This window comes from Variovorax sp. PDC80 (assembly GCF_900115375.1).
Lineage (GTDB): Bacteria > Pseudomonadota > Gammaproteobacteria > Burkholderiales > Burkholderiaceae_C > Variovorax.
The window spans coordinates 40,632-62,055 of record NZ_FOWG01000015.1 but is presented as its reverse complement, the minus strand read 5'-3'; the positions used below and the strand labels follow the sequence as shown (position 1 = coordinate 62,055).

General features: G+C 66.6%; 19 protein-coding genes and 1 pseudogene. 10 read left to right on the top strand and 10 right to left on the bottom strand.

From position 1 onward, the window contains the following. Window positions 1–2 precede the first annotated feature (2 nt). Genes BM109_RS33505 through BM109_RS33490 form a run of 4 tightly spaced genes read left to right on the top strand, consistent with a single transcriptional unit; the run spans window position 3 to window position 6,265 of the window. Window positions 3–1,940: an HAD-IIB family hydrolase gene (locus BM109_RS33505; protein WP_093352841.1), complete on the top strand. Its 1,938-nt coding sequence runs from the start codon at window positions 3–5 to the stop codon at window positions 1,938–1,940. Between the two features lie 18 nt (window positions 1,941–1,958). Next, entirely contained in the window at window positions 1,959–3,173 is a 1,215-nt protein-coding gene (locus BM109_RS33500) for a phosphoribosyltransferase-like protein (RefSeq protein WP_093352839.1), read from the top strand. Continuing rightward, window positions 3,174–5,093, top strand: coding sequence for an ORC-CDC6 family AAA ATPase (locus tag BM109_RS33495; RefSeq protein ID WP_093352836.1), 1,920 nt, complete (start codon window positions 3,174–3,176; stop codon window positions 5,091–5,093). Continuing rightward, the gene (locus BM109_RS33490) at window positions 5,090–6,265 is read left to right on the top strand and encodes a hypothetical protein (protein ID WP_093352834.1); all 1,176 of its coding nucleotides are present in this window, start codon (window positions 5,090–5,092) and stop codon (window positions 6,263–6,265) included. Before BM109_RS33495 ends, BM109_RS33490 begins: the two co-directional genes overlap by 4 nt. A gap of 108 nt (window positions 6,266–6,373) precedes the next feature. Here BM109_RS33490 and BM109_RS33485 read toward each other — a convergent pair. Then, window positions 6,374–6,897, bottom strand: a pseudogene (locus tag BM109_RS33485) (ATP-binding protein); the annotation flags it as partial. 18 nt (window positions 6,898–6,915) lie between these two features. Here BM109_RS33485 and BM109_RS33480 point away from each other — a divergent pair. Continuing rightward, window positions 6,916–7,095 (top strand): alpha/beta fold hydrolase, encoded by a 180-nt coding sequence (locus BM109_RS33480; protein ID WP_177239526.1) that lies wholly within the window; start codon window positions 6,916–6,918, stop codon window positions 7,093–7,095. A gap of 207 nt (window positions 7,096–7,302) precedes the next feature. On the opposite strand, the gene BM109_RS33475 is transcribed toward BM109_RS33480, so the two are convergent. After that, window positions 7,303–8,292, bottom strand: coding sequence for a Bug family tripartite tricarboxylate transporter substrate binding protein (locus BM109_RS33475; protein WP_177239532.1), 990 nt, complete (start codon window positions 8,290–8,292; stop codon window positions 7,303–7,305). 170 nt (window positions 8,293–8,462) lie between these two features. Here BM109_RS33475 and BM109_RS33470 point away from each other — a divergent pair, with 170 nt between their 5' ends. The 4 genes from BM109_RS33470 to BM109_RS33455 all read left to right on the top strand — a co-directional run bounded on the left by BM109_RS33470 (window position 8,463) and on the right by BM109_RS33455 (window position 11,925). After that, window positions 8,463–9,365 carry an amidohydrolase family protein gene (locus BM109_RS33470; protein ID WP_177239531.1) on the top strand — a complete coding sequence of 301 codons (903 nt, stop codon included), beginning with the start codon at window positions 8,463–8,465 and terminating at the stop codon, window positions 9,363–9,365. Between the two features lie 121 nt (window positions 9,366–9,486). Next, window positions 9,487–10,305 carry an IclR family transcriptional regulator gene (locus BM109_RS33465; RefSeq protein WP_093352827.1) on the top strand — a complete coding sequence of 273 codons (819 nt, stop codon included), beginning with the start codon at window positions 9,487–9,489 and terminating at the stop codon, window positions 10,303–10,305. A 73-nt stretch (window positions 10,306–10,378) separates the two neighbouring features. Next, the gene (locus BM109_RS33460; protein ID WP_177239530.1) at window positions 10,379–11,440 is read left to right on the top strand and encodes a ketopantoate reductase family protein; all 1,062 of its coding nucleotides are present in this window, start codon (window positions 10,379–10,381) and stop codon (window positions 11,438–11,440) included. An 83-nt stretch (window positions 11,441–11,523) separates the two neighbouring features. Then, a complete protein-coding gene (locus BM109_RS33455) occupies window positions 11,524–11,925 on the top strand; it encodes a PaaI family thioesterase (RefSeq protein WP_093352823.1) in 402 nt (133 codons plus the stop codon). Window positions 11,926–11,932: 7 nt separating this feature from the next. Here BM109_RS33455 and BM109_RS33450 read toward each other — a convergent pair whose 3' ends face one another. The 3 genes from BM109_RS33450 to BM109_RS33440 all read right to left on the bottom strand — a co-directional run bounded on the left by BM109_RS33450 (window position 11,933) and on the right by BM109_RS33440 (window position 13,577). After that, window positions 11,933–12,160, bottom strand: a complete 228-nt coding sequence (locus BM109_RS33450; RefSeq protein WP_093353225.1) for a hypothetical protein — start codon at window positions 12,158–12,160, stop codon at window positions 11,933–11,935. A gap of 113 nt (window positions 12,161–12,273) precedes the next feature. Next, entirely contained in the window at window positions 12,274–13,131 is an 858-nt protein-coding gene (locus BM109_RS40965; RefSeq protein WP_143129308.1) for a zinc ribbon domain-containing protein, read from the bottom strand. A 5-nt stretch (window positions 13,132–13,136) separates the two neighbouring features. Further along, the gene (locus BM109_RS33440) at window positions 13,137–13,577 is read right to left on the bottom strand and encodes a hypothetical protein (protein ID WP_093352818.1); all 441 of its coding nucleotides are present in this window, start codon (window positions 13,575–13,577) and stop codon (window positions 13,137–13,139) included. 137 nt (window positions 13,578–13,714) lie between these two features. On the opposite strand from BM109_RS33440, the gene BM109_RS33435 reads away from it, so the two are divergent. After that, window positions 13,715–16,750, top strand: a complete 3,036-nt coding sequence (locus tag BM109_RS33435; RefSeq protein ID WP_143129307.1) for a CHAT domain-containing tetratricopeptide repeat protein — start codon at window positions 13,715–13,717, stop codon at window positions 16,748–16,750. Here BM109_RS33435 and BM109_RS33430 read toward each other — a convergent pair. The 5 genes from BM109_RS33430 to BM109_RS33410 form a co-directional block, all read right to left on the bottom strand. Beyond that, on the bottom strand, window positions 16,738–17,556 hold the full coding sequence (locus BM109_RS33430; protein ID WP_177239529.1) for an MmyB family transcriptional regulator: 819 nt from the start codon (window positions 17,554–17,556) through the stop codon (window positions 16,738–16,740). The genes BM109_RS33435 and BM109_RS33430 overlap by 13 nt on opposite strands. Then, the gene (locus BM109_RS33425) at window positions 17,553–17,984 is read right to left on the bottom strand and encodes a PaaI family thioesterase (RefSeq protein WP_093352813.1); all 432 of its coding nucleotides are present in this window, start codon (window positions 17,982–17,984) and stop codon (window positions 17,553–17,555) included. The genes BM109_RS33430 and BM109_RS33425 overlap by 4 nt, the downstream gene beginning before the upstream one ends. After that, window positions 17,981–18,361: a nuclear transport factor 2 family protein gene (locus tag BM109_RS33420; protein ID WP_093352810.1), complete on the bottom strand. Its 381-nt coding sequence runs from the start codon at window positions 18,359–18,361 to the stop codon at window positions 17,981–17,983. The genes BM109_RS33425 and BM109_RS33420 overlap by 4 nt, the downstream gene beginning before the upstream one ends. 104 nt (window positions 18,362–18,465) lie before the next feature. Next, on the bottom strand, window positions 18,466–20,247 hold the full coding sequence (locus BM109_RS33415) for a phage integrase family protein (RefSeq protein WP_093352808.1): 1,782 nt from the start codon (window positions 20,245–20,247) through the stop codon (window positions 18,466–18,468). A 175-nt stretch (window positions 20,248–20,422) separates the two neighbouring features. Then, a complete protein-coding gene (locus BM109_RS33410) occupies window positions 20,423–21,394 on the bottom strand; it encodes a DMT family transporter (RefSeq protein ID WP_256222936.1) in 972 nt (323 codons plus the stop codon). Window positions 21,395–21,424: the final 30 nt, after the last annotated feature.

The window sequence follows — 21,424 nt, the reverse complement described above, 5'->3', positions numbered from 1 at the left end:
CTATGTCCGATACCTACTATGACGGTGAGCTTGCAGAGCTGGGAAATACCTTCTTTGCTGCGATGTCTGCGGACATCGAACTGCTGAAGCTTGCAATTGCCAGCGCGGCGGAGTCGAGCATCATCGGCGTGGGGTCTGGTGGCTCTTTCACCGTAGCTTCTCTCCTCTGCAATTTGCATGAGTTATACACGGGGCGTGTATCGCGACCGTCAACGCCGCTGGAGATCATTTGTAATCCCACGCTGGCTGCTTCAAGTCCGGTGTTCATGATCTCCGCCGAGGGTAAGAATCCGGACATCATTGAAGTGCTCGAGCGCGCAAGACGCCACAGTTCTCGAACAGTCCACGTTGTGACCAACCGACGGTCGAGTCCGCTGATGGAGCATGTCAAAGAGCTTCCCGAAGTTACCCCTCATGTCTTCGAGCTCGCCAAAAAAGATGGCTATCTTGCAACTAACAGCCTCCTGCTTGACGCCGTCTTGATTGCTCGAGCGTACGGCGCGCTGCACTCGGAGGCAGTTCAGTTCCCGAAATCACTCGATGGGTTGCGCATCGGCGGTCAGTCAGTTCAAGAATGGCTAACCGGCGCGCAAGATTTTGTGCGCCAGGCCGTTCCTCGCAAGGGCCTCATTGTCGTCTTCTCCCCGTTGCTCAGGCCAGTTGCAGCAGACTTGGAGTCCAAGCTTTCTGAGTCGGCGCTTCTGTACAGCCAATTAGCGGATATCCGTTCGTTTGCTCATGGGCGACATCTCTGGCTCGCCGAGCGCGCCCAGGACTGCGCCATTCTTGCCCTTGTTGAACCTGGCGTAGAGCGGCTCTGGGCCCGGATGCAAGAACTATTGCCATCTGATGTGCCCGTCTGCACCATGCCGCTTGGAGGAGGACGCCCACAAGACTTGCTGGCAGGGCTTGTGGCTCAGATGCGGCTTGTGTCACTTATCGCCGCGGAGACAGGCAAGGATCCAGCGAAGCCGCTGGTGCCTTCATTCGGCCGTGACCTTTACTACGTTGACCTACCGTCTTTCATCCCTGGCCCAGAGGACACAGGGAGACGCGGCGAGCAATCGAAGTTCGAAGTGCTGGGTGCTCGGTGGCCATCGATTGGATCTAACGGCGCGATGAGCCGAGCGCTCGCGAGTTTCGAGTCGGCGCTTGCTCTGCAGCCATTCCGTGCGATCGTCTTTGACTATGACGGTACCCTTTGTAGTTCTCAACGCAAGGACTTGCCACCCTCGGCACCGATTGTGGAGCGGGTGATTCGCCTACTCAACGCTGGCATCGTTGTTGGTGTTGCGTCCGGTCGTGGAGATTCGATTCAACAGCATTTGCGAGATGTACTGCCGAGTGAAGTCTGGTCGAAGGTACACCTGGGCCTATACAACGGTGGCTGGATCGGCCTACTCGACGAAGAGATCGACAAGGCGATCGTTACCAACGAGTTTCTCAGCCACGTGCGGCGCATTCTGGGACGTCTTGAAAGCTTGGGCGTGCCAATTGAGCGCGTTCGGGAGACTTACCCACACCAGATCAGTGTTCGGTTCAAGGAGGGGGCCAACGCTGAGAACATGTGGTTTGTGATCGCCGATTCACTTCGGCAGGCTGGCCTTGATACTTCTACTGTCGTGCGAAGCAAACACTCGGTCGATGTGTTAGCCGCCAACGTCAATAAGTCGCACCTCGTTGCCAACATGATCCAAGCACGTGGCATCGATCCGTACGAGATCGTGACGATGGGAGACCAAGGCGCCTGGCCTGGCAACGATGCCTCCTTGCTTGAGCATCGATTCTCGCTGAGCGTCGACCAGCCTTCCCGAAGACTCGATCGAGGCTGGAAGCTGGCACCGCACCACAAGCGAGACGTAGATGCCACCCTTTGGTATCTCGATCATGCAAAGATCGATCCGCTTGGTGGTTCATTCCGCTTCGCGCTAGGCACCTAATAGGCAAACGGAGGAGCAATGAAGGACGAGAACGCACAGTACTTGCTTGCCAAAGTCATGGGGTGGCAGGACCAAGACGTAGTCTTGAACAATGTTCCTGTGCTTCGTTTGCTCGCTGACTACAAATACGATGGCTACCAAAGGTTCGGCCCCGGGAGACGATTCGTCGAGAGCCTAGCTCTATGGCTGAATCAGTTCGATATGCCCGACCGTTCTGCTGCGCTCGGGTTCGTGCTCGAGCGGTTGGTATACGTGTCGGACCACGAACTCTCGCACTTGGTGCAGCACGCGTACCCGGATGTCATCGTCCAAGAGCGAATTCGTCTTGTGGCCGAGGAAAAAGCCATCCCTACCTACCGCGTAGGCGAGATCTGCAGAGATGATCGGTTTAAGGAATTGAAGCTGAAGTCTTTGTATTTGGGACTTAGCGACGGCGCCCGCACCAACGAACTCCGACGTGCGAGCAATGGGGAAATCAGCAACGAGCAAATCTGGCAGGCATACGAACTAGGCCAGGCCAAGGCAGAGGATATGTTGCAGGCGTTAGCAAAGGCTTTGAAGAAGTCACCTTCAACGCCACTTCCTGAGACTGAGGATATTTGGCGAGCGTATGACTCCGGCGACAAGGCCCAAGCTAATGCTTTGATTGATACCCTCCGAGCTAAGCCGGCCTCTGACGGTGCCAAGCAATCAGCGAAATTTACGCTAGTGTGGTTGATGGACGACTTCTCCGGAAGTGGCAATACCTATATTCGCTTTGATAGTCGCAGTAACAAGTTCAAGGGAAAGATCAAGAAGATCTATGAGCGTCTTCACCAAGGCGACCTCATCGACACATCCCACTACGAAGTCTTCCTTCTTCTGTATGTCGCAACCCGCCAAGCAATCGACCATATCGAGTACTGGTCTGAGCGCTTCACCTCCGAGAACCACTACAAGCCACTTCAAGTACGAGTGCTTTGGATTATTGAGCCGGGCGTTGGCCTCACGCAAAATGTCCCAGCTGAACTGCATGCCATACTGACAAATCCAAAATACTACGACCCGGACGCCTTCGACGAGCACATCGAGGTCGGCGGCACTAGCACGGCGCAAATGGGTTTTGCCGGCTGTGCGTTGCCGGTGGTCCTCTCACACAACACGCCAAATAATTCGGTCTACATGCTTTGGGGTTCTGAGACGCACCGCTTCCATGGACTCTTTCCTCGCGTAAGCCGCCACAAGGATTTTTGAGTGGCCTACCGCGCAAATCCATTCTTGGAGCGAATGTCGGAGCGGACCTCCGACCAGGAGTTTGTTCGTCTTTTCTCGCCGAAGATATTCGAACGCCTTCATGAGGATGCCTTTAACGGGGCGGTACATCTGTTCACCAGTCCACCGGGAGGAGGCAAAACTACTCTGCTGCGGGCTTTCACGCCGGCGGCGTTGCGAGCTTTCTGGAATGCCCGAGCTGGGCAAGACGAGTCGTACCAACGGTTGCTAGGGCGCCAGGTCATGCATGAAACTGAGGGGCCTCAGTTACTTGGAGTGCTGCTGTCTTGTGCTTCGGGTTATGCCGACCTCCCTCCCGGCGCGTCGATGGCGCAAGCAGGATTGTTTCGGGCGCTTTTTGACTGTCGAGTGGTTCTTCGAACTCTGCGAAGTCTTGCTTCACTAATTGCTTATGCATCGACCGATCAACTCACTGACGTACGTCTAGAGTACGACGACTTGGCACGTGATCTCAAGTCAATTCCCACGGCGGATTCGGCCGTCGATTTGGTTCGATGGGCGGAAGAGCGGGAACGAGCCGTGTATGCCAAGCTTGACTCGCTCGCAGGCGATGCTTCGGCCGATCTTCCACTACATGTCCGGTTTGAAAGCGTACTTTGGCTGCAATCGGTCAAATTTCTGCGCGGGGGAAAACTGGTGGCGCCGCGTCGATTGCTGATGATCGATGACCTCCAAAAGCTTCGGAAAAAGCAGCGCGAGTTGATGTTGGAGGAGCTTGTCGAGCTTCGACCAGCGATTCCGGTGTGGCTGGCCGAGCGCAGCATCGCCTTGGGTGATGCCTTGTTGTCTCAGGGCGCTCGCGAGGGCCGAGACCTTCGCCATTACCCCATCGAGGACATGTGGACCGGCAAGAGTGGTCAGCACCAGTTTGCGACCTTCGCCCAAAGCATTTTGGACCGCCGATTGGACGTCCAGCGCGAAATCCCCGCAGGCGCATTCTCGCAATACCTTGAAGATCAGCTGACGCCAGAGGACCTTTCAGAGGTATTCGGAAAGGCGATCGCACTTTTTGCTGCGGAGATGGAACGCCACCGGGAAAACATTCGTTATGCCGATTGGTTGGCGCACGCAGACGAAGGGCAGAAAACGATTGGTTTTGAGAGCCTGATGCAGCTGTACGTAACGCGCATCCTGATCGCCCGGTCCGAAGGCCGGCGACAACTCACGCTCGAACTCGCGCCGCTCCCGGCGGAAGACCTCGACGAACGCGACAGCAAAGTGCTTGGTGCTGCGGAGATACTTTGCCACGACGACCTGAAATTGCCCTATTACTATGGAATTGATCGACTCTGTGCCTTGGCAACCACCAATGTCGAAGAACTCCTGGCTGTCGCTGCAAGCTTGTATGAGGGCATGATTGCCAAACAGGTTCTTCGGAGGCAGCCAGACCTGCGCTTGTCCCCAGCGGAACAAGAGCGTCGAATCAAAGAAACCGCCAAGCGCAAGCGCGATTTCATACCGAAGAGTCATACGGAAGGAACCAGGGCCCAGAGGTTGCTGGATGCCATCGGCCAGTACTGCCGGGATAAGACATTTCAAATGTCGGCCTCCTATGCGCCGGGTGTGACTGGCATCCGGCTCAGTCGCTACGAACTGAGTAGGTTGCGACCGGAGCAGACAAAGTCCTCAGAACCACATGCGCTTCTTGCCCGCGTGCTCTGGGAGTGCGTTGCAGAGAATCTGTTGACGACACGTGGTAGCGCGGCAAGCGCGTCCAGAGAGGAGGGTACGGTGTTCTATCTGAACAGGTCGCTCTGTGCATACCACGACCTTCCTCTTCAATACGGCGGTTGGCAGGATGTGTCTGCCGAGACATTGATTAGTTGGATGGACGGCCCCTCGGCGCCGACCAAACGCCGCTCGGTGGAGGTGCCGCGATGACGCTATGGAACCGCTATGTATTTCGGCGTGGGGCCGAGGTGCAGGATATGTGGGATCAGATGTTCCAACAGCGTCGGCGTGATGACAGCGACATTCGATTGCTATACGTCGGGGGGCGAGGATTTGACCTACGAGCGCAGTCCGTGATGGACCGCTTCGTCGGCAGCGTTACCGCTTCGGGTTGCTCCGTCGAAAAGGCGGAGTTGCTGCTTGTTGGATTCCGCGGCTACCAGTTGAGCGAGGAACTCGTCGAGGTGACCGAAGCAAACGCGCTGGCGCTGGAGAGACGGTTCGCTGTAATCGGGGCAACGCGGACGGTCATGATTGAGTCAACGGCCGAGGGAGAAGATGACCTGAGCGCGAGCAATGCGCTCAGGCTTGGAACTGAAGAGGTGCTTCGTGCAGTCTCCGATCAGACAGACATCGTTCTCGACGTAAGTTCGCTTCCCCGAATAGCGTACTTGTCGCTCATGCTCGCGTTGCTGGATAGGCTAGTGCCCAATCGCAATGCACCAGTGCCCTTGGCCGCGTCGAAGATCAATCTGCAGATCCTTGTAGGCGAGGATGCTGGACTCGACAGCATGATTCAGTCTGAAGATCCTAGCAACGAGCTGGTCTTAATTCCTGGATTTGCAAGTGCGTTGCAAACGGAAAGCACTCGCGATTGGCCCCTCGTATGGTTTCCGGTTCTCGGCGAAAACAGGGTGTCTCAGCTCCAGAAGGTGATGTACGACCAAATTCCAGACTCTGCGGAGATCTGCCCGGTGCTTCCGCATCCGTCCCGTGATCCACGCCGTGGTGATCGGCTGCTGATCGAATACAAGGTGCCATTGTTTGACGTGAGCAAGACACCCCTGACCAATGTTCTCTATGCGCATGAGAGCAACCCATTTGAGGCCTATCGACAACTTTTGGGCGCAATGAAACGCTATCAGCGAAGCTTGAGTGTGATCGGTGGATGCCGGCTTGTGGTTACTCCGCTTGCGAGCAAGCTGATCACTTTGGGCGCGGCTTTGGCATGCTATGAAATGAAGCTGGACATCGTGAATGGCAACTATGGAGTTGCAATTCCGTATGCGGAGCCGAAGCGCTACAGCGTATCGATTGCCGCTTTGCGTTCTTCCGCTCCGGACGTGTCCGCAATGGTTCTCACTGGCGACGCCTACGCTTGATACGGTCTCCTTGTCGGGTGTATCTCTCCGACGCCAGCGAATAGACCTTGTTCGCAAGGCAACCGCTGCGACGAACGCCTGCTTGGCTGGAGCCAGCGAGCCGCCGCGTCACGCCACCACCAACAGCAACGTCAACCGCGCCTCCAGCCCCCACTCCGCCGATTCCTCAACAACAACTCCCCCTGCATCGATCGCGCCAACCTCCGCGCAATCGCCAGCCCAAGCCCAGACCCAGGCTTGTCCTCCTCTCCCTGTCGCCCCCGCACCCAAGGCGCGCACACCGCATCGATCTACGCTGGCTTGATCCCCGGCCCCGAGTCCACCACCGCCAGCACCAGCCGTTGCGCATCGACGTGCGCGCACACCCGTACGTCGCTGCCATAACGCAACGCGTTGTCGATCAGGTTCGCCAGCACGCGCCGCAGCGCGAGCGGGCAGGTGAACACCGGCTGACCGATGCGGCCGTCGAGCGCGATGGCGCGGCCGGCGTCGCAGTAGCCGAGCACGAGGTTGTCGAGCAGGCCTTCGGCATCGACGCGCTGCAGCGGCTCCGCCACGCTGCGCTGTATGCGCGCGCTGGCCTCGACCAGCCCCTGTGTCTTGGCGAAATCGCGCTCAACGAAGCCGCGCAGGCGCCGGCCTGGAAGCCGGTGCCCTCATGGTCCGTCTACGGCGACCGCGACAAGAACATTCTGCCGGCCGCGATGGCCTTCATGGCCGAGCGCGCGCACGCGAAGAAGACGGTGATGGTCAAGGGAGCCTCGCACGTGGTGATGACCTCGCAGCCCGAGGCGGTCACGCGCGTAACCGTCGAGGCGGCGGGCCGTTGAGAAGGAGCACGCCATGAACGACATGAGCCTCTCAAAAGGCACTAACGGCATGAGTGTCGACCAAGTCTTCAGCTAAGCGCGCGTCGTGACGGCCCGCACCTCCTTGATCGGTACGCGAGCGTCTATCACCTGACGAAGCCCGCTACGTGACCGACACGAGCTTCACTATCGGCGGCGGACTCGCACTCTGCAGACTGCGGCGCGACTTCACTCGAGCTGGATGTCGGCCCGCTTGATCAGCGCATTCCAGCGTGCCTCCTCCGCCGCGATGTGCGCGCCGACCTGCGCCGTGGTCGCGGGCCGCGACAGCTCGACGCCGCCCACGGGCTTGACCTTGCCATAGAAGGCATCGCTGCCCACGACCTTGTTGGCTGCGGCATTGAGCTTGGCGAGCACGTCGCCCGGCGTCTTCTTCGGGCCGACGAGCACGAAGTTCACCGTGGCCTTGAAGCCGGGCATGCCCGACTCCTCCATGGTGGGCAGCTCGGGGTAGGCCGGGTCGCGCTGGCTGGCGGCCAGGCCGAAGGCCTTGAGCTTGCCGGCGCGCACGTAGTCCATGGTGCCGGTCGGCAGGAAGGCGTAGGTCACGCGATCGCTCATGAGGTCGAGCTGGACCTGATTGGCGCCCTTGTAGGGCACGTGCAGGGTCTTGACGCCGAGCTCCTTGTTGAACATCTCGGCCATCAGATGGATCGGCGTCGAGATGCCCGAGGAGCCATAGGAGTACTTCGACGGGTCGGCCTTGAGCAACGCGACGAACTCCTTGAGCGTGGTGGCCGGCACGTTGGGCGCGGTCACAAGCATGAAGCCGATGGTCAGCACGTCGGACACCGGCGCGAAGTCGCCCACGCCCTGGTAGGGCAGGCTGGCGCGCAGCGAAGGCGCGACCACGGCCGGGAGGTTGGCGAAGAACAGGGTGTAGCCGTCGGGCGCCGCGCGCGACACGTAGCTGCCGGCGATGGTCTGGTTGGCGCCGGGCTTGTTGTCCACCAGCACCGGCGTGTTGAGCGCGAGCGAGAACTCGCTGGCGAAGGCGCGCGCGACGATGTCGGTGGGGCTGCCCGCCACGAACGGGACCACGAGGGTCACGGGCTTGGCGGGAAAAACCTGGGCCAGCGCCGCGGCGGGCCCGAGGGCCAGCGCGAGCGATCCGGCCAGCCGTCGAAGGAAGGTCTTGCGCGAAATGAAGGGTGGCATGTCGTCTCCGTTGTTCTGCGATGTCCGCGGCGGGCTTGCCCGGGCCCTGCGCAGAATATCGAGCAGCCCCGCGGCGTGCGCTCGTGGCGGCGCGCGAAAGTTCAACCCATGAAAATCCGCTGCCCGCTGTGCGGCCGGGGCACGGGCCGGACGGCTATCGTCACCACAGCATGACGACACCCTCGATATCCTCGACACAGCGGCCTTCGCCGCAGCTTCCGCCCGGCGCCTGCGACTGCCACACGCACGTCTTCCTCGACGAGCGCGAGTTTCCGTTGTTGCCCGCGCGCCGCTACACGCCGCCGCCGGCATCGATCGAGGCCCTGGCGCAATGGCACCACGCGCTCGGCATCGTGCGCGTGGTGATCGTGCAGCCCAGCGTCTACGGACTCGACAACGCTGCGACGCTGCAGGCGCTGCGGCAGTTGGGTCCGGCGCGGGCACGCGGCGTGGCGGTGATCGACGACGCCACCACCAACGCGCAATTGCAGTCGCTGGACGCGGCCGGCGTGCGCGGCGTGCGCGTCAACCTCGAGATCGATCGCGAGGGCGATGCCCAGCGCGCCACCGCGCAGCTTCGGCGCACGGCCGAACGCGTGGCGCCACTGGGCTGGCATGTGCAGGTCTATGCGAGCCTGCCGCTGCTGGCCGATTGCGCCGCGGCGATCCGCGAGCTGCCGGTGCCGGTGGTGCTCGATCACTACGCGGGCGCGCAGGCGGCGGACGGTCCCGACACGCCGGCGCTGGCCGCGGTGCTCGCGCTCGTCGAGGAGGGCCGGGCCTACGTCAAGCTCTCGGCCCCCTACCGCTGCAGCACGATGCCCGGCCATGCCGACATGGAAGCGCTGGCGCGCCGCTTCATCGGCTGCAACCCCGAACGCATGCTGTGGGGCAGCGACTGGCCGCATCCACAGCCGGGCGCTGCCGCCTCGGCCACCGAGGTCAGCGCGCCGCACGAAGTCGACAACGCCGGCGTGCTCGCGCAGTTGCGGCAGTGGTCGCCGGACGCGCGGACCTTCGATCGCATCCTCGTGGACAACCCGGCGCGGCTCTATGGCTTCGGCGGCGACTGAGGGGCGGGCCGCGGTGTCTTCGCTGATCGCGCGCATCGCTCCATCGCAGAATGCATGGTTCGCGCCCGCCGCGCCCCTGTCCGGTGGGCCTCCCCCGCATCTGCCCGAGGAAGCACCGACGATGGACACCGACCAGCCGATCATCCAGGACGCATTCGCCACCACCGCCCCCGAACGTCCCGGCACGCGCAGCCTGGGCCGCGCGATCAAGCTGATGCGCGTGGTCGCGTCGCGGCCGCAGTTCGGCTGGCGGCTGTCCGACCTGGCCGTGGCCTGCGAACTCGACAAGGCGACCGTGCACCGCATGCTGGCCTGCATGGTCGAGGAACGGCTGGTAACGCAGCGCGCGGCCGACCGTCACTACCTGCCAGGCCCGCTGATGCACGAACTGGGACTGGCGCTGCCCGACCACCTGCTGTTCCAGCGCCGCGCCGAGGCGCTGCTCGAGGCCTTCGCGCGCCGCATGCGCGGCATCGCGGTGCTGCTGCTGCGCAGCGGCAACGAGCATGTGTGCAGCGTGCGCCAGGGCCAGCTTCCACTGACCGGCTCGGTGCTCTACCCGGGTGCGCGCCGGCCGCTGTTCACCACGGCGGGCGGGGTCGCGATCCTGCAGACGCTGGACGCGGCGCAGGCGCGCGCGGTGCTGCTCGACAACGTGGCGCAGGAAGTGGCGCGCTGCGGCTCCGGGCGGCTCGCGGCGCTGCAGCGCATGCGCGAACGCTCCGAGCGGCACGGCTTCGGCGTGAACCTCGGCGACGTGGTGCCCGGCATCCATGCCTTCGCGTCGCCGGTGCGTGGTGCCGATGGCGAGGCCTTCGCGGCGCTGTGCCTGCTCGGCACGCCCGAGCTCTATGGCGAGCAGCACCTGGCGCAACTGCGCGGCGAGCTCGAGGGCGCGGCCGCCGAGCTGGGCACGGAGGCGCGCGGCTTCAATCTCTGAGGCGCGGCGCCCTCCCCTTCGGGCGGCTGGCGGCGCGCTTCGCGTTTTCAACCGATCGAAGAAGGAGCAACGAATGACGCGGATATGCATCGTGGGCGCGGGGGCCGTGGGCGGCTATGTGGGCGCGCACCTGGCCAGGGCGGGGGTCGACACCACGCTGGTGGACGCCTGGCCCGAACACGTCGAGGCCATGCGGCGCGACGGCCTGAGCGTGAGCGGAATGAACGGCATGGACGGCGCGGGCGCGGTGCATGCGAAGGTGCGCGCGCTGCATGTGGGCGAGGTGGCGCAGCTCGCGCGCGAGGCGGCCTTCGACGTCGCCTTCATCGCCGTGAAGTCCTACGACACGACCTGGGCCACGCAGCTGATCCTGCCGCTGCTCGCGCCCACGGGCTGCGTGGTGTCGCTGCAGAACGGCATCAACGAGGACAGCATCGCGGCCATCGCCGGCTGGGAACGCACGCTGGGCTGCTCGGTGAGCGCGCTGGCGGCGGAGCTGGTGGCGCCGGCCCGCATCGTGCGCAACTCGCCGCTGGGCGACGAGAAGAAATGGGGCATGCGCGTGGGCGAGCTGCACGGTCGCGTGACGCCGCGCGCCGAAGCGATCTCGGCGCTGCTCGCGCATGGCGACACCAGCCGGGTCACGACCAACCTCTGGGGCGAGCGCTGGTCCAAGCTCACGATCAACGCGATGCGCAACGGCGTGTGCGCGCTCACGGGCCTGAGCGGCAAGCAGCGCGACATGAACGAGGTGGCGCGCGAACTCACGATCCGGCTCGGCAGCTCGAGCATCCGCGTGGGCCGCGCGCTGGGCCTGGCGCTCGAGCCGGTGGGCGGGCTCGACCTCGACCTGCTGGCGCGCGCGGAGGAAGACGCCGCGGCGCGCGACGCGATCACACGCATGATCCTCGAGGTGGCGAACTCGCGCAGCGACGGCCAGCGGCCCTCGATGGGCCAGGATATCCAGAAGGGCCGGCGCACCGAGACCGAGTACATCAACGGCCTGGTGGCGCGGCGCGGCGAGGAGGTCGGGGTGGACGTGCGCTACCACCGGCGCGTGAACGAGATCATCGGGCGCATCGAGCGCGGCGAGCTGGTGCCGAGCCCGGACCTGCTGGCCGACGTCATGGGCTGATCGGGGTGAACCGCATGGCGCGCGCGGCGCCGCGTGCTTAGGATCGGTCTCCATCGGCGGCCCGCCGCCGCAAGGAGACCTGCATGCACGACATCGCCTCGCTCCAGCAACTGCTGGAACCGATCTTCCCCGGCCTGATGGGCGTGCGCCTCACCGTGCTGGAACCCGATCGCGTGGTCGCGGAGATGGAGGTGCGTGCCGACCTCTGCACCGCCGGCGGCATCCTGCACGGCGGCGCCTACATGGCCTTCGCCGACACGCTGGGCGCGGTCGGCACGATCGCGAACCTGCCCGAGGGCAAACGCACGACCACCACCGATTCCAGCACCAAGTTCATCGCGGGCGCGAAGCTGGGCACGACCGTGACCGGCACCTGCGTGGCGCTGCACCGCGGCCGCACGACGATGGTGTGGCAGACCTCGGTCACCAATGCCGACGGGCGGCTCTGCGCGCTGGTGACGCAGACGCAGCTGGTGCTCGACTGACCGAGGATCAGGCGGCTTTCTTGCCGCCCTCGGCCTTCTCGGCCTTTTCGGGCGTCTTGTGCTCGGCCAGGCCCGGCTCGTGGAGCTTGGGGTTCTTCACGTCCTTCATCAGCTTCTCGCCCTCGGTGTCGCGGCCATCGGTGGGCACCGACTCCTCGCTGCCGACCTCGGGCTCCTCGCGCGGAAGCGGCTCGGTGTTCTCTGCGTGCTCGGCGCTGCGGGTGCTGGCTGCCATGAGGACCTCCTTTTGCGGATGAAAGGCCCAGCCTCGCCAGCGCGCACGGCGCGGCACGCCATCCTTCGGCGACAGCGCTTGCAGGACATTGGCCATGGTCGGCCGGTGCTTCCCTACTTCTTGAGCAAGGTCACGACGCCCGTGACCACCGACACGATGGCGGTCACGATCGGCGTGACCAGCGTGATGAAGTCGCGGATGCGCTCGGTGTACTGGCGCAGCCGCTGCGCTTTGCCAGGCGCGGGCGAACCGTCGGTGAGCGCGCTCGCGAGGCGGTGCGAGAGCCGGTCGATACCGCGGTTGCGGCGATGGAACACCAGCAGGCCGGTGAAGATGCCGGTGATGTGGCTGAACGCGATGCTCGTCACGTAGTAGAGGATCTCGCGCCATTCGCGCGCGCCCCGCGGCATCAGCGGCACGTCGTCGGCATAGGCGATGACCGCCGCCATGCCGAGCACCGACAGCACGGCGATGGCCACGGCCATCAGCAGCTGGTAGGGCAGCCGCACCCTGAACAGCGCAACGAACAGCATGCCCAGGCCCAGCGGCAGGATCACCGAGGCCACGCGCAGGTACAGCTCGTTGAGGTCGAGCAGCACGATGGTGACGGCATGCATCGCGACCAGGCACAGCACGGGCAGCACGAGGAACAGCAGCACCGAGCCGATGCCGGGGCGCTGGGGCTGCGTAGGAGTTGGCGGGATCGCTGGCTCGGCTGCTTCCGGTGCCGCGACCGGCGCTGCCACAGGCGCGGCAACCGGCGTCACCGCCGCACTGCGCGATGCGCTCAGCGCACTCTCGAGTTCCGCGACACGCCGCGACAATGCCTCGAGCTCGCGCCGCAACGGCGCGAAGAAGAACAGGTCCCGCCCGCAATGCCGGCACACCAGCGCCTGCTCGGCGATGGGCTCGGCACAGTAGGGACAGGCGACCGTGCGCGGCGCGTCCGGCGAGCTTGCGGCAACGCCCATGCGGCCTACTGCGCCTTGAACTGGATCAGCTTGCTGCTGACGCGGCCCTCGGCATCGCCGACCTGCACGCGCAGCTGGTGTTCGCCCGCGGGCACGCGTGCGGCATCGATCGCGATGCCGGTGTCGCTGATGTAGGGCCGCACGCGCTCGGTGAGATCCACCACCGGTTCCTTCATGTACTGCACCTTCACCGTCTTCGGATCGATCACGACGCCGCCGCGCGGCTTGAAGCCGATCTTCAGCGCGACCGCCTCGCGGCCGGCCTCGGTGCTCGGGCTCGCGACCTCGATGCCGGGCCCGCGCGTGAGACCGGCGCGCTTGTTCTCGAGATAGGCCGAAGGCAGCTTCGCTTCGGCATCGGTGATCAGCTCGAGGCTGGAGGCGGCATGGCAGTACGCCGCGCCGCAGAGCAGGAAGACCAGGGTTGAGAACTTTCCTCTGAACATCGATTGCCTCGCCATTCGCCATTGCCGAAGACCAAAGTCTCGCGCCATCGCAGCGGGCCTCGCGCTACGAAAGCTCGTAGTCGTGCAGCGGCGCCGGCGCCCTTAGCTTCGGGGCATCCACCGCGCGAAAGATGCCATTGCCCACGCTGCTATACCGCCTCCTTCTTTCATTGCTCCTGCTGCCGCTGGCCAGTGCGGCCGCGCCGCCGTTTCCGCCGCTGGGCGCGGCCTATTCGGAAGTCGGTGGCCTCGTGCGCGAATCCGACGAGTTCGAGAAGACCGGCCGCTTCCGCGACAGCGACGAACGGCTTCGCCGCGCACTGCAGCAGTTGCCGCGCGAACAGGCCGCCTCGCCGTCGATGGAGGCCTTTCTCGCGAAGGACCTGATCCTCGGCCGGCTCGCCGACAACAGCGATGCGCGCGCCGACGACGCCGCGCTGCTGGCCTGGCTCGAACAGCGCGCGGCCTGGCGCGATGCCTTCTGGGGCCGCGAGGCCAATGCGGCGCTGTCGGGGCGCAACGCACTCGCGCTGCAGTTGTGCAAGGTCGGCCGCTGCCGCGAAGCGCTCGCGCTGCAGGAAGAGATCTACCGCCTCACGCTGAAGTCGGCCGGCCCGGCCGCGCGCAACACGCTGGTCGCGCGCCACAACCTCGCGGGCACGCTCGGCGAATCGGGTCGCTACGGCGAGGCGCTGGCGATCGGCGAGGAACTGGCCGCAGCCGCGCAGTCGCAATGGGGCGCCGACGATCCGACGACGCTGCGCATGCGCAACGCGGTGGCGGTGAACCTCAGCGACCTCGGCCGTTTCGCCGAGGCGCTGAAGCTGCACGAGCAGGTCTACGAAGCGCGCCGCCGCGTGCTGGGCGCGCAGGCACCCGACACGCTGAGTTCGCTGGCCAGCCTGTCGGCCACCTACTCGGCGCTGTATCGCCACCGCGAGGCGCTGGCCTATGCGCAGCGCGTGCACGAGCTCACGGCCGCGGCCCATGGCGACACCGATGTGCGCAGCGCGCGGGCCGCGAGCGCCGAGGCCATCGAACTGCGCCGCATGGGCCGGCTCGGCGCGGCGCACGACAAGGCGCGCATGGCCTGGACGCAACTCGCGGCCGCGCGCGGCGCGGGGCATCCCGACACGCTCTATGCACTCAACGTCTACGCGAGCGTGCTCGAGGCGCAGGGGCGGCACGCGGAAGCGGCACAGCGCTCGCGCGAGGCGCTCGACCTCCGCGTCGCGCTGATGGGCGAGCAGCATCCGCTAACGCTGGCCGCGGTCCACAGCCTGGGCCGCTCGGCGCTGTCGGCCGGCGATGCGAACGAGGCGCTCGCGCTGTTCGAACGCGCGCACGAGGGCCGGCGCGCGCTGCTGGGCGACGCGCATCCCGAAACGCTGCTGTCGCTGATCGAGCGCATGCGCGCCGCGCTGGCGGCCGACCGGCTCGACACGGTGAAGCCGCTGATGCCGCAGTTCCAGCGCGACGTGGAAGCGCTGCGCGCGCAGCACGGCCTGAGCGTGAAGAGCCGGCGCGCGCTGTTCGAACGCTATGTGGAAGGCTATCGCCACCATGCGCTGGCCAGCGTGCGCGACGGCGAGAACGCGCGGGCCTTCGAGATCGCGGAGCTGTCGAAGGCGCGCACGCTGATCGAGAGCACGGCGCTGCAGCAGGCCAACCGCGGCCGGCTGCTGCCAGCGAAGGAGCAGGAAGCGGTCGACCGGCACGAGGCCGAGCTGGCACGCATCGACCGCAGCCTCGACGAGACCGGTGCGCAGGTCGACCGCCGCCAGACGCTGGAGGCCGAGCGCAACCGCGTGGTGCTGTCCTATGCCGACCTGCAGCGGCGGTTGCGCGCGCAGCATCCGAAATACGTGCAGCAGTCGCAGCCGCACATCGCCTCGCTGGCCGACGCGAAGCGGCTGCTGCCGGCCGACAGCGTGTTCGTGAGCTACCTGCTCGATGGTGACCGCGTGATGGCCTTCGTGGTCGACGGCAGCGGCCTGCTGCAGGCCGTCGAGCTCGCACCGCTGCCCGGCCTGGCCGACAGCATCGATGCCTACCGGCGGCTGGTGGGCGATGCGCTCGGCGAGGGGCAGGCGGTGTGGCAGCTCGGGCCTGAGCGCTATCGCGTGGCACCGGCCGCACAGCCGCCGCAGGAGGGCGCGCAACGCGTGAGCGATGCGGCGCCGATCGGGCAATGGCTGTCGAAGCGGCTGATCGCGCCGCTGCAAGCGAGCATCGGCGCGCGGCGGCGGCTGATCGTCTCGCCCGATGGCGCGCTCGCGATGCTGCCGTTCGAGACGCTGCCCGTCGATGGCGAGCTGCTCGCGCAGCGCCACAGCGTGGGCTATGTGCAGTCGCTCTCGATGATGGAACTGCTGCAGCGCCGCTCGGCCAGCTACGGCCGCCTGCCACCGCGCAAGGCGATGCTGGCGATCGGCAATCCCGTGTACGAGGGCAATGCACGGACGGCGCAGCCTTCGGCCAAACGCGGCGCAAGCGTCGGTGACGATGCGCTGCTGTCGGCCCGGGCCTCGGCCGAGAGCGAGGACGGCATCGGCGCGGCGGTCGAGGAACTGCGCGAGAACAGCTGGGAGAACCTGCCCGGCACGCAGCGCGAACTCGAGAGCATCGCGCGCGTGTTCCGGCATCGCCAGGTCGACCTGATCAGCGGCGCCGACGCGACCGAGCAGAACCTGCAGCGGCTCGACCGCGGCGGCGAGCTCGCGAAGTACCGGCATCTGCTGTTCTCGGTGCACGGCTACCTGAGCCCGAGCGTGCCGGCGCTGAGCGCGCTGGTGCTGGGCCAGGTCGACAACCCGCCGTCGGTGGACGGCTATGTCACGGCCGCGGAATGGCCGGGCTACACCTTGCGCAGCGACCTGGTCGTGATGTCGGCCTGCGAGACCGGCATCGGCAAGGTGGTGGCGGGCGACGGCGTGATGGGACTGCCCTATGCGCTGTACGTGGCGGGCAACGTCAACACGGTGATGACGCTGTGGCCGGTCAGCGACGAGAGCACGGCGCGCTTCATGGAGGCCTTCTTCGCGCGCATCGAGCGCAGGCTACCGGTGGAACGCGCGCTGGCGGAAACCAAGCGTGCCTTCGCCGAGGGCGAATACGGCGAACGCCTGCGCAAGCCCGCCTACTGGGCGCCGTTCGTGCTCTACGGCACCTGAAGCGCGGGCGCCAAGGGCACGTGGCGTGCCATCGCCTCGGAGGTGGCGCGATCGCGCGGGAACCACATCTCGACGCGCAGCGAGGCCGGCGTCACGTCCTGCGGCAGCGCGAACACGCTCTGCATGACCTCGAAGGACAGCGCGCCGAACTCGGTGTCGAAGACGAAGCTGAAATACGGCACGCCGACCGCGCGGCCGCGCTCGGGCATGCGGCCCGGGTAGCGGCGCTCGAGCGCGCGCGCGAGCCATTCGACGCGCGAGGCGAGCGCGGGCCGGCTCCAGGTTTCGGCGCGCAGTTGCGTGAGCAGCGCGGCGGCCGTGGCCTCGGGTTCGCGGGCGCGCGAGAGCAGGCCCTGCGGATGGCCGATGGCCGTGATGATGTCCAGGCCCATGCCGCCACCGCCGGCCGTGCGCCAGAGCCCGGGCATCACGACCGACGACAGCCAGCGCGCGCCGCGGTTCTGCTCCACCGTCTTCCAGTCGGCATCGAAGGCCAGGCCCGGATGCGGCAGGTGCGCCTCGAGCGTGCGGCGAACGGCCTCGCGCACGAGATTGGCTTCGGCACCCTGGGTGTCCTCGTCGGGCTGCGGCAACGCGAAGCCGCACTGCAACAACGCTGCGTTGCGCACCGACACCGGCACGCCCAGCTCGGCCATCCACGCGAGGATCAGGCCGCGGCTCGGCAGCGCGCGACCCGATTCGAGGAAGCTGATGTGGCGCTGCGAGACGTCGAGGCGCCCTGCCAGCTCGAGCTGGCTGATGCCGTGCTCGAGCCGCGTGCGGCGCAGGATCAGCGCGATGCTCACACGGTCGGCCGCTCGCCCATCGCGGAGATCGTGCCTTGCGCGACGGCCACCAGCTTCTCGCCGCCTTCGGCGTCGATCGCGAAGATCTCGCAGGCACAGACGGCCTGGCGCTTGCCGCCGTGCAGCACGCGGGCGCGCGCGAGCAGCGTGTCGCCCTGCGCGGGGCGCAGGTAGTTGATCTTGTACTCGGCGGTGACGACCGCATCGGACAGCGCGCTGCCGCCCGCGAAGGTCAGCGCGTTGTCGGCCAGGTAGCTGAGCACGCCGCCATGGGCGAAGCCGTGCTGCTGGCGGAGCTCGGGCCGCAGCGCGAGGCGCAGTTCGGTGAGCCCGGGGCCGAAGGCCAGGATCTCGGTGCCCAGCAGCACGCTGAAGGGCTGGGCCTGCAGCACCGCGCGCGCATGGGCCAGCTGCTTGGGCTCGCTCATGGCGCGGGCTTCTTCGGCGCCATCTGCGCGGGGTCGTAGAAGAACTGTTCCGACGCGATGCGCTCGCCCGACCAGCGCTGCCAGGCGATCTCCTCGATGCGGCTGCTGCTGCCGTCGAGCCAGTCGAACTCGAAGATCCAACGGATCGCGACATGGTCGCCCTGCACGAAGGCCGGCCGCACGCACTGCGAACGGACTGCGGAGGCGCGGGCCAGCGTGGCGCGCTCGCGCGCGATGTTGGGGGCCAGACCCACGCGCGGCGGCGACTGGTTCTCCTGCATGGACGAGTCCTCGGTGTAGAACTCGGCGAGGGCTTCGGCGTGGAAGTTGGACTCCACGCGCGCGATGAATTTCTCGAGGGTCTCTGCTGTGGGCATGGGAAGGGCTTTCGAATCCGGGAGGGGCGTCGGAGCCCAACGGGCCGGCCGACGTCGGCCATCATGCGACGCGGCAACGGTACTGTCGATGACCTGCCAAGTAGTCAGGCCTGGGACGCGGGCAAGCTCTCGCGCGCCGCACGGCGCAGGTGATGCGTGGTCAGCTGGCGAAGCTGCGCGGCCTGTGTTTCGTCGAGGCCGTGCGCGGCCTGGTGCAGGAAGCGCTTCATGGCCTTGTGCAGGCCCGAGGCCGACCAGGCGCCGGGCTGCAACGGATGCGCGACGAAGCGCGCGAGCACGGCGATGCCGCGGTTGGCATGCGCATCGACGCGCGGCTCGAAGCCATGGCGCGCGAGTTCTTCCTCGAGCTCGCGCACGTGCTCGGCCGCGAGCGGCACCTGGCGGGTCGCGCCGCGCGCGCCTTTCACCTGGAGCTGCCAGGGGTGGGCCGTGCGCGCCGCTTCGTCTACTGACGGCGGCACAAGGTCGCCGCAGCGCAGCGCCACCACCTCGCCGAGCCGCAGGCCGGTGGCGCGGATCCATTGCAGCGCGCGACGCAGCCGGCGCGCGGCTTCGTCGTCGGCACGCAGGTCGAACTGCATGTCGAGGTGCGCCCATGGCGCAGATGCCGCGGGGACCTGCGCCGCAGTAGGCATCGGCAACTCATGGGGTGCAAAAGGATTGCACACAAGGTAGTTGCATCGCACCAGATGACCGAACAGCCCGCGCAGGACGACCAGCGCCTGGCGCCGCGCCGCGGGCGACAGCGCGCCCTCGAAGGGACGCCACTGCGGCGACCAGCGCTGGTGATGGCGCGGGCCGCACCACGCGGCGGGCGGCGCGCACAAAAAGTCGCCATAGGCCGCGGCATCGTCGGGCGTGAGCGAGGACAGCGGCTTGCCGCGTTCGAGCACGGCCCACAGCAGCAGCCGCTCGGCCTCCTTGCGGTAGGCGCGCTGCGTGGCGCTGAGCGTCGGCGGCGCCGCGGACACGCGCGCATCGCGGGGCGCGCCGCGGCCGGCCAGCCATTCGGCAATGGCTTCGGGATCGTTGCGCGCGCCGCTGCCCGGCACCGGCGAACGGAACAGGCCCAGGCTGCCGTCGAGCGCGGGCGGCAGCACCAGCTTCTCGAGCGGCCGCAGCTCGGTGGCAGGCGCCACCACGGCATGCAGCACCTCGGGCGCGAGCTGCGAACGCCGGCGCAGCGCATGGTGACCGATGCGCAGGCCCAGCGCCTGCTCGTTGACCTGCAGCCATTCGATGACGCGCGCCGCCTTGTGGGCGCCGATGCCCGGCACGCGGGTCCACCAGCGCGCGCCGCTGTGGTTCACGCGCTCGACCAGTTCGCGCAGGGTGCCGAGGTGGGCGCGCTCGAGGCGCGCGGCCAGCGCGGGGTTGAGCCAGGCGGCGACCGGATCGTCGGGCCGGGGATCCTCGGCCGTGAGGCCCTCGAGCCACTGCAGCGCCTCGAGCTGGCGCGCCACCACGCGCGCGCGCCGCGAGCCGGCACCGCCCTGCCCGGCCCCGCCGCCCGCGCCCGCCCCGGGGTAGGCGGCCTCGTAGGCCTCGATCTGCTCGGCGTGGGAGAAGTCTTCCAGCCCCTGCGCGTGCGCGAAGTCCTCGAGCGTCGGCAGCTTGGGCGCGCTGGCGAAGCGCTCGGGGTCGAGCAGGATCAGCCGCGCCGTGCCGGGCCGGCGCTCGCGCCGGGCGGCCGCCGCGAAGGCGTCGCGCATCCAGCCGATGGTGCGCCGCACGTTGCGCATGTCGGCCGACTCGCCCTCGAGCCGCAGATAGCGGTCCCAGCTCGCGCGGGCATCGAGGCCCTGGATCAGCGCGCGCATGAAGGCGAAGTGGGCGCGCTGCAGGCGTTGGCGGTGGGCTTTCATGCGGCGGTCGGGTGCATCGAGCGGAGTGCGAAGGCCTCAATAATCATCCACGCAATTTTGCGATGTCAAATGCCGATGTCAAGCCCATCGACGGATTTTTCTCTTTTGTTTTCAAGCACTTGGCGTCGGTTTTGAATCTGTCCGGAAGCGGGACGCTGGCGGCGGAACCCTCGTTTCAATGGCTGGCGGCCGTCGCCGGACGGTGCGCCGCCAGGCACGACGCCACGCTCAGGACCACGAAGCCGAGGGCCAGCAGCTCGAGCGGCGTGGGCGCCCTGCGCTCCCAGGCCAGGCCGTAGACCAGCGCGAACAGGGTCTCGAAAAGGATCATCTGGCCCACCAGCGTGAGCGGCAGCAGACGGCTCATCCGGTTCCACAGCGCATTGCCGGCGATCGATGCCACGAGCGCCAGGCCGGCCGAAACGGCCCCGAACCGGGCCCATGCGCCCAGGTCGTGGTGGGCGGATTCGAGCAGCAGCGCCACCGGCACCAGCAGCAGGCTCTGGGCGCCGGTGACGATGCCGGTCAGCAGGTTCCAGTCCTGCCCGGAAACGCCCTCGAGGCGCTGCAGGCAGCGGGCGTTGCGCACGGCGAATGCGGTCCAGGACGCCAGGGCGCCGACCGCGCAGGCGAAGCCCAGCACGGAGGCGCCCAGGCCGCCGCTGGCGGGCGCGGCGAAGGCCTGCCAGCCGATGCAGCCAGCGCCGGCCACGCTCAGCAGGATGGAGGGCAGCAGCGCGCGCAGGGGCACGGCGCCGTGGTCGCGGCTGCCGATCACCGTGACCGCGACGGGCAGGAAGCCGATCACCAGCGAGGTCATGGCGATGCCGCCGTTCTGGACCGCGCTGGACAGCAGCAGGTAATAGAGCACGTTGCCCGTGAAGGCCAGCCAGGCCAGGCTGCGCCAGTGCCCGCGCCCGAGCCGCGGCGCCAGCGCGCGCCACCGCGGCACCAGCAGGAAGGCCGCGATCAGGCCGAAGAAGAGGTAGCGGCCGATGGTCAGCATCAGTGGGCTGAAGTCCCGCACCAGCGCGGGCGCCAGGAACACCAGGCCCCAGAGGGCGCCGGCCCCGGCGCCGCAGGCCACGCCCAAGGCCTTGCGGCGGGCCTGGGGGTCGGTGACGCCGGAGGAGAAAAATGTCATCATGGATGCACTTTATGCTTGCCATGATGAAGA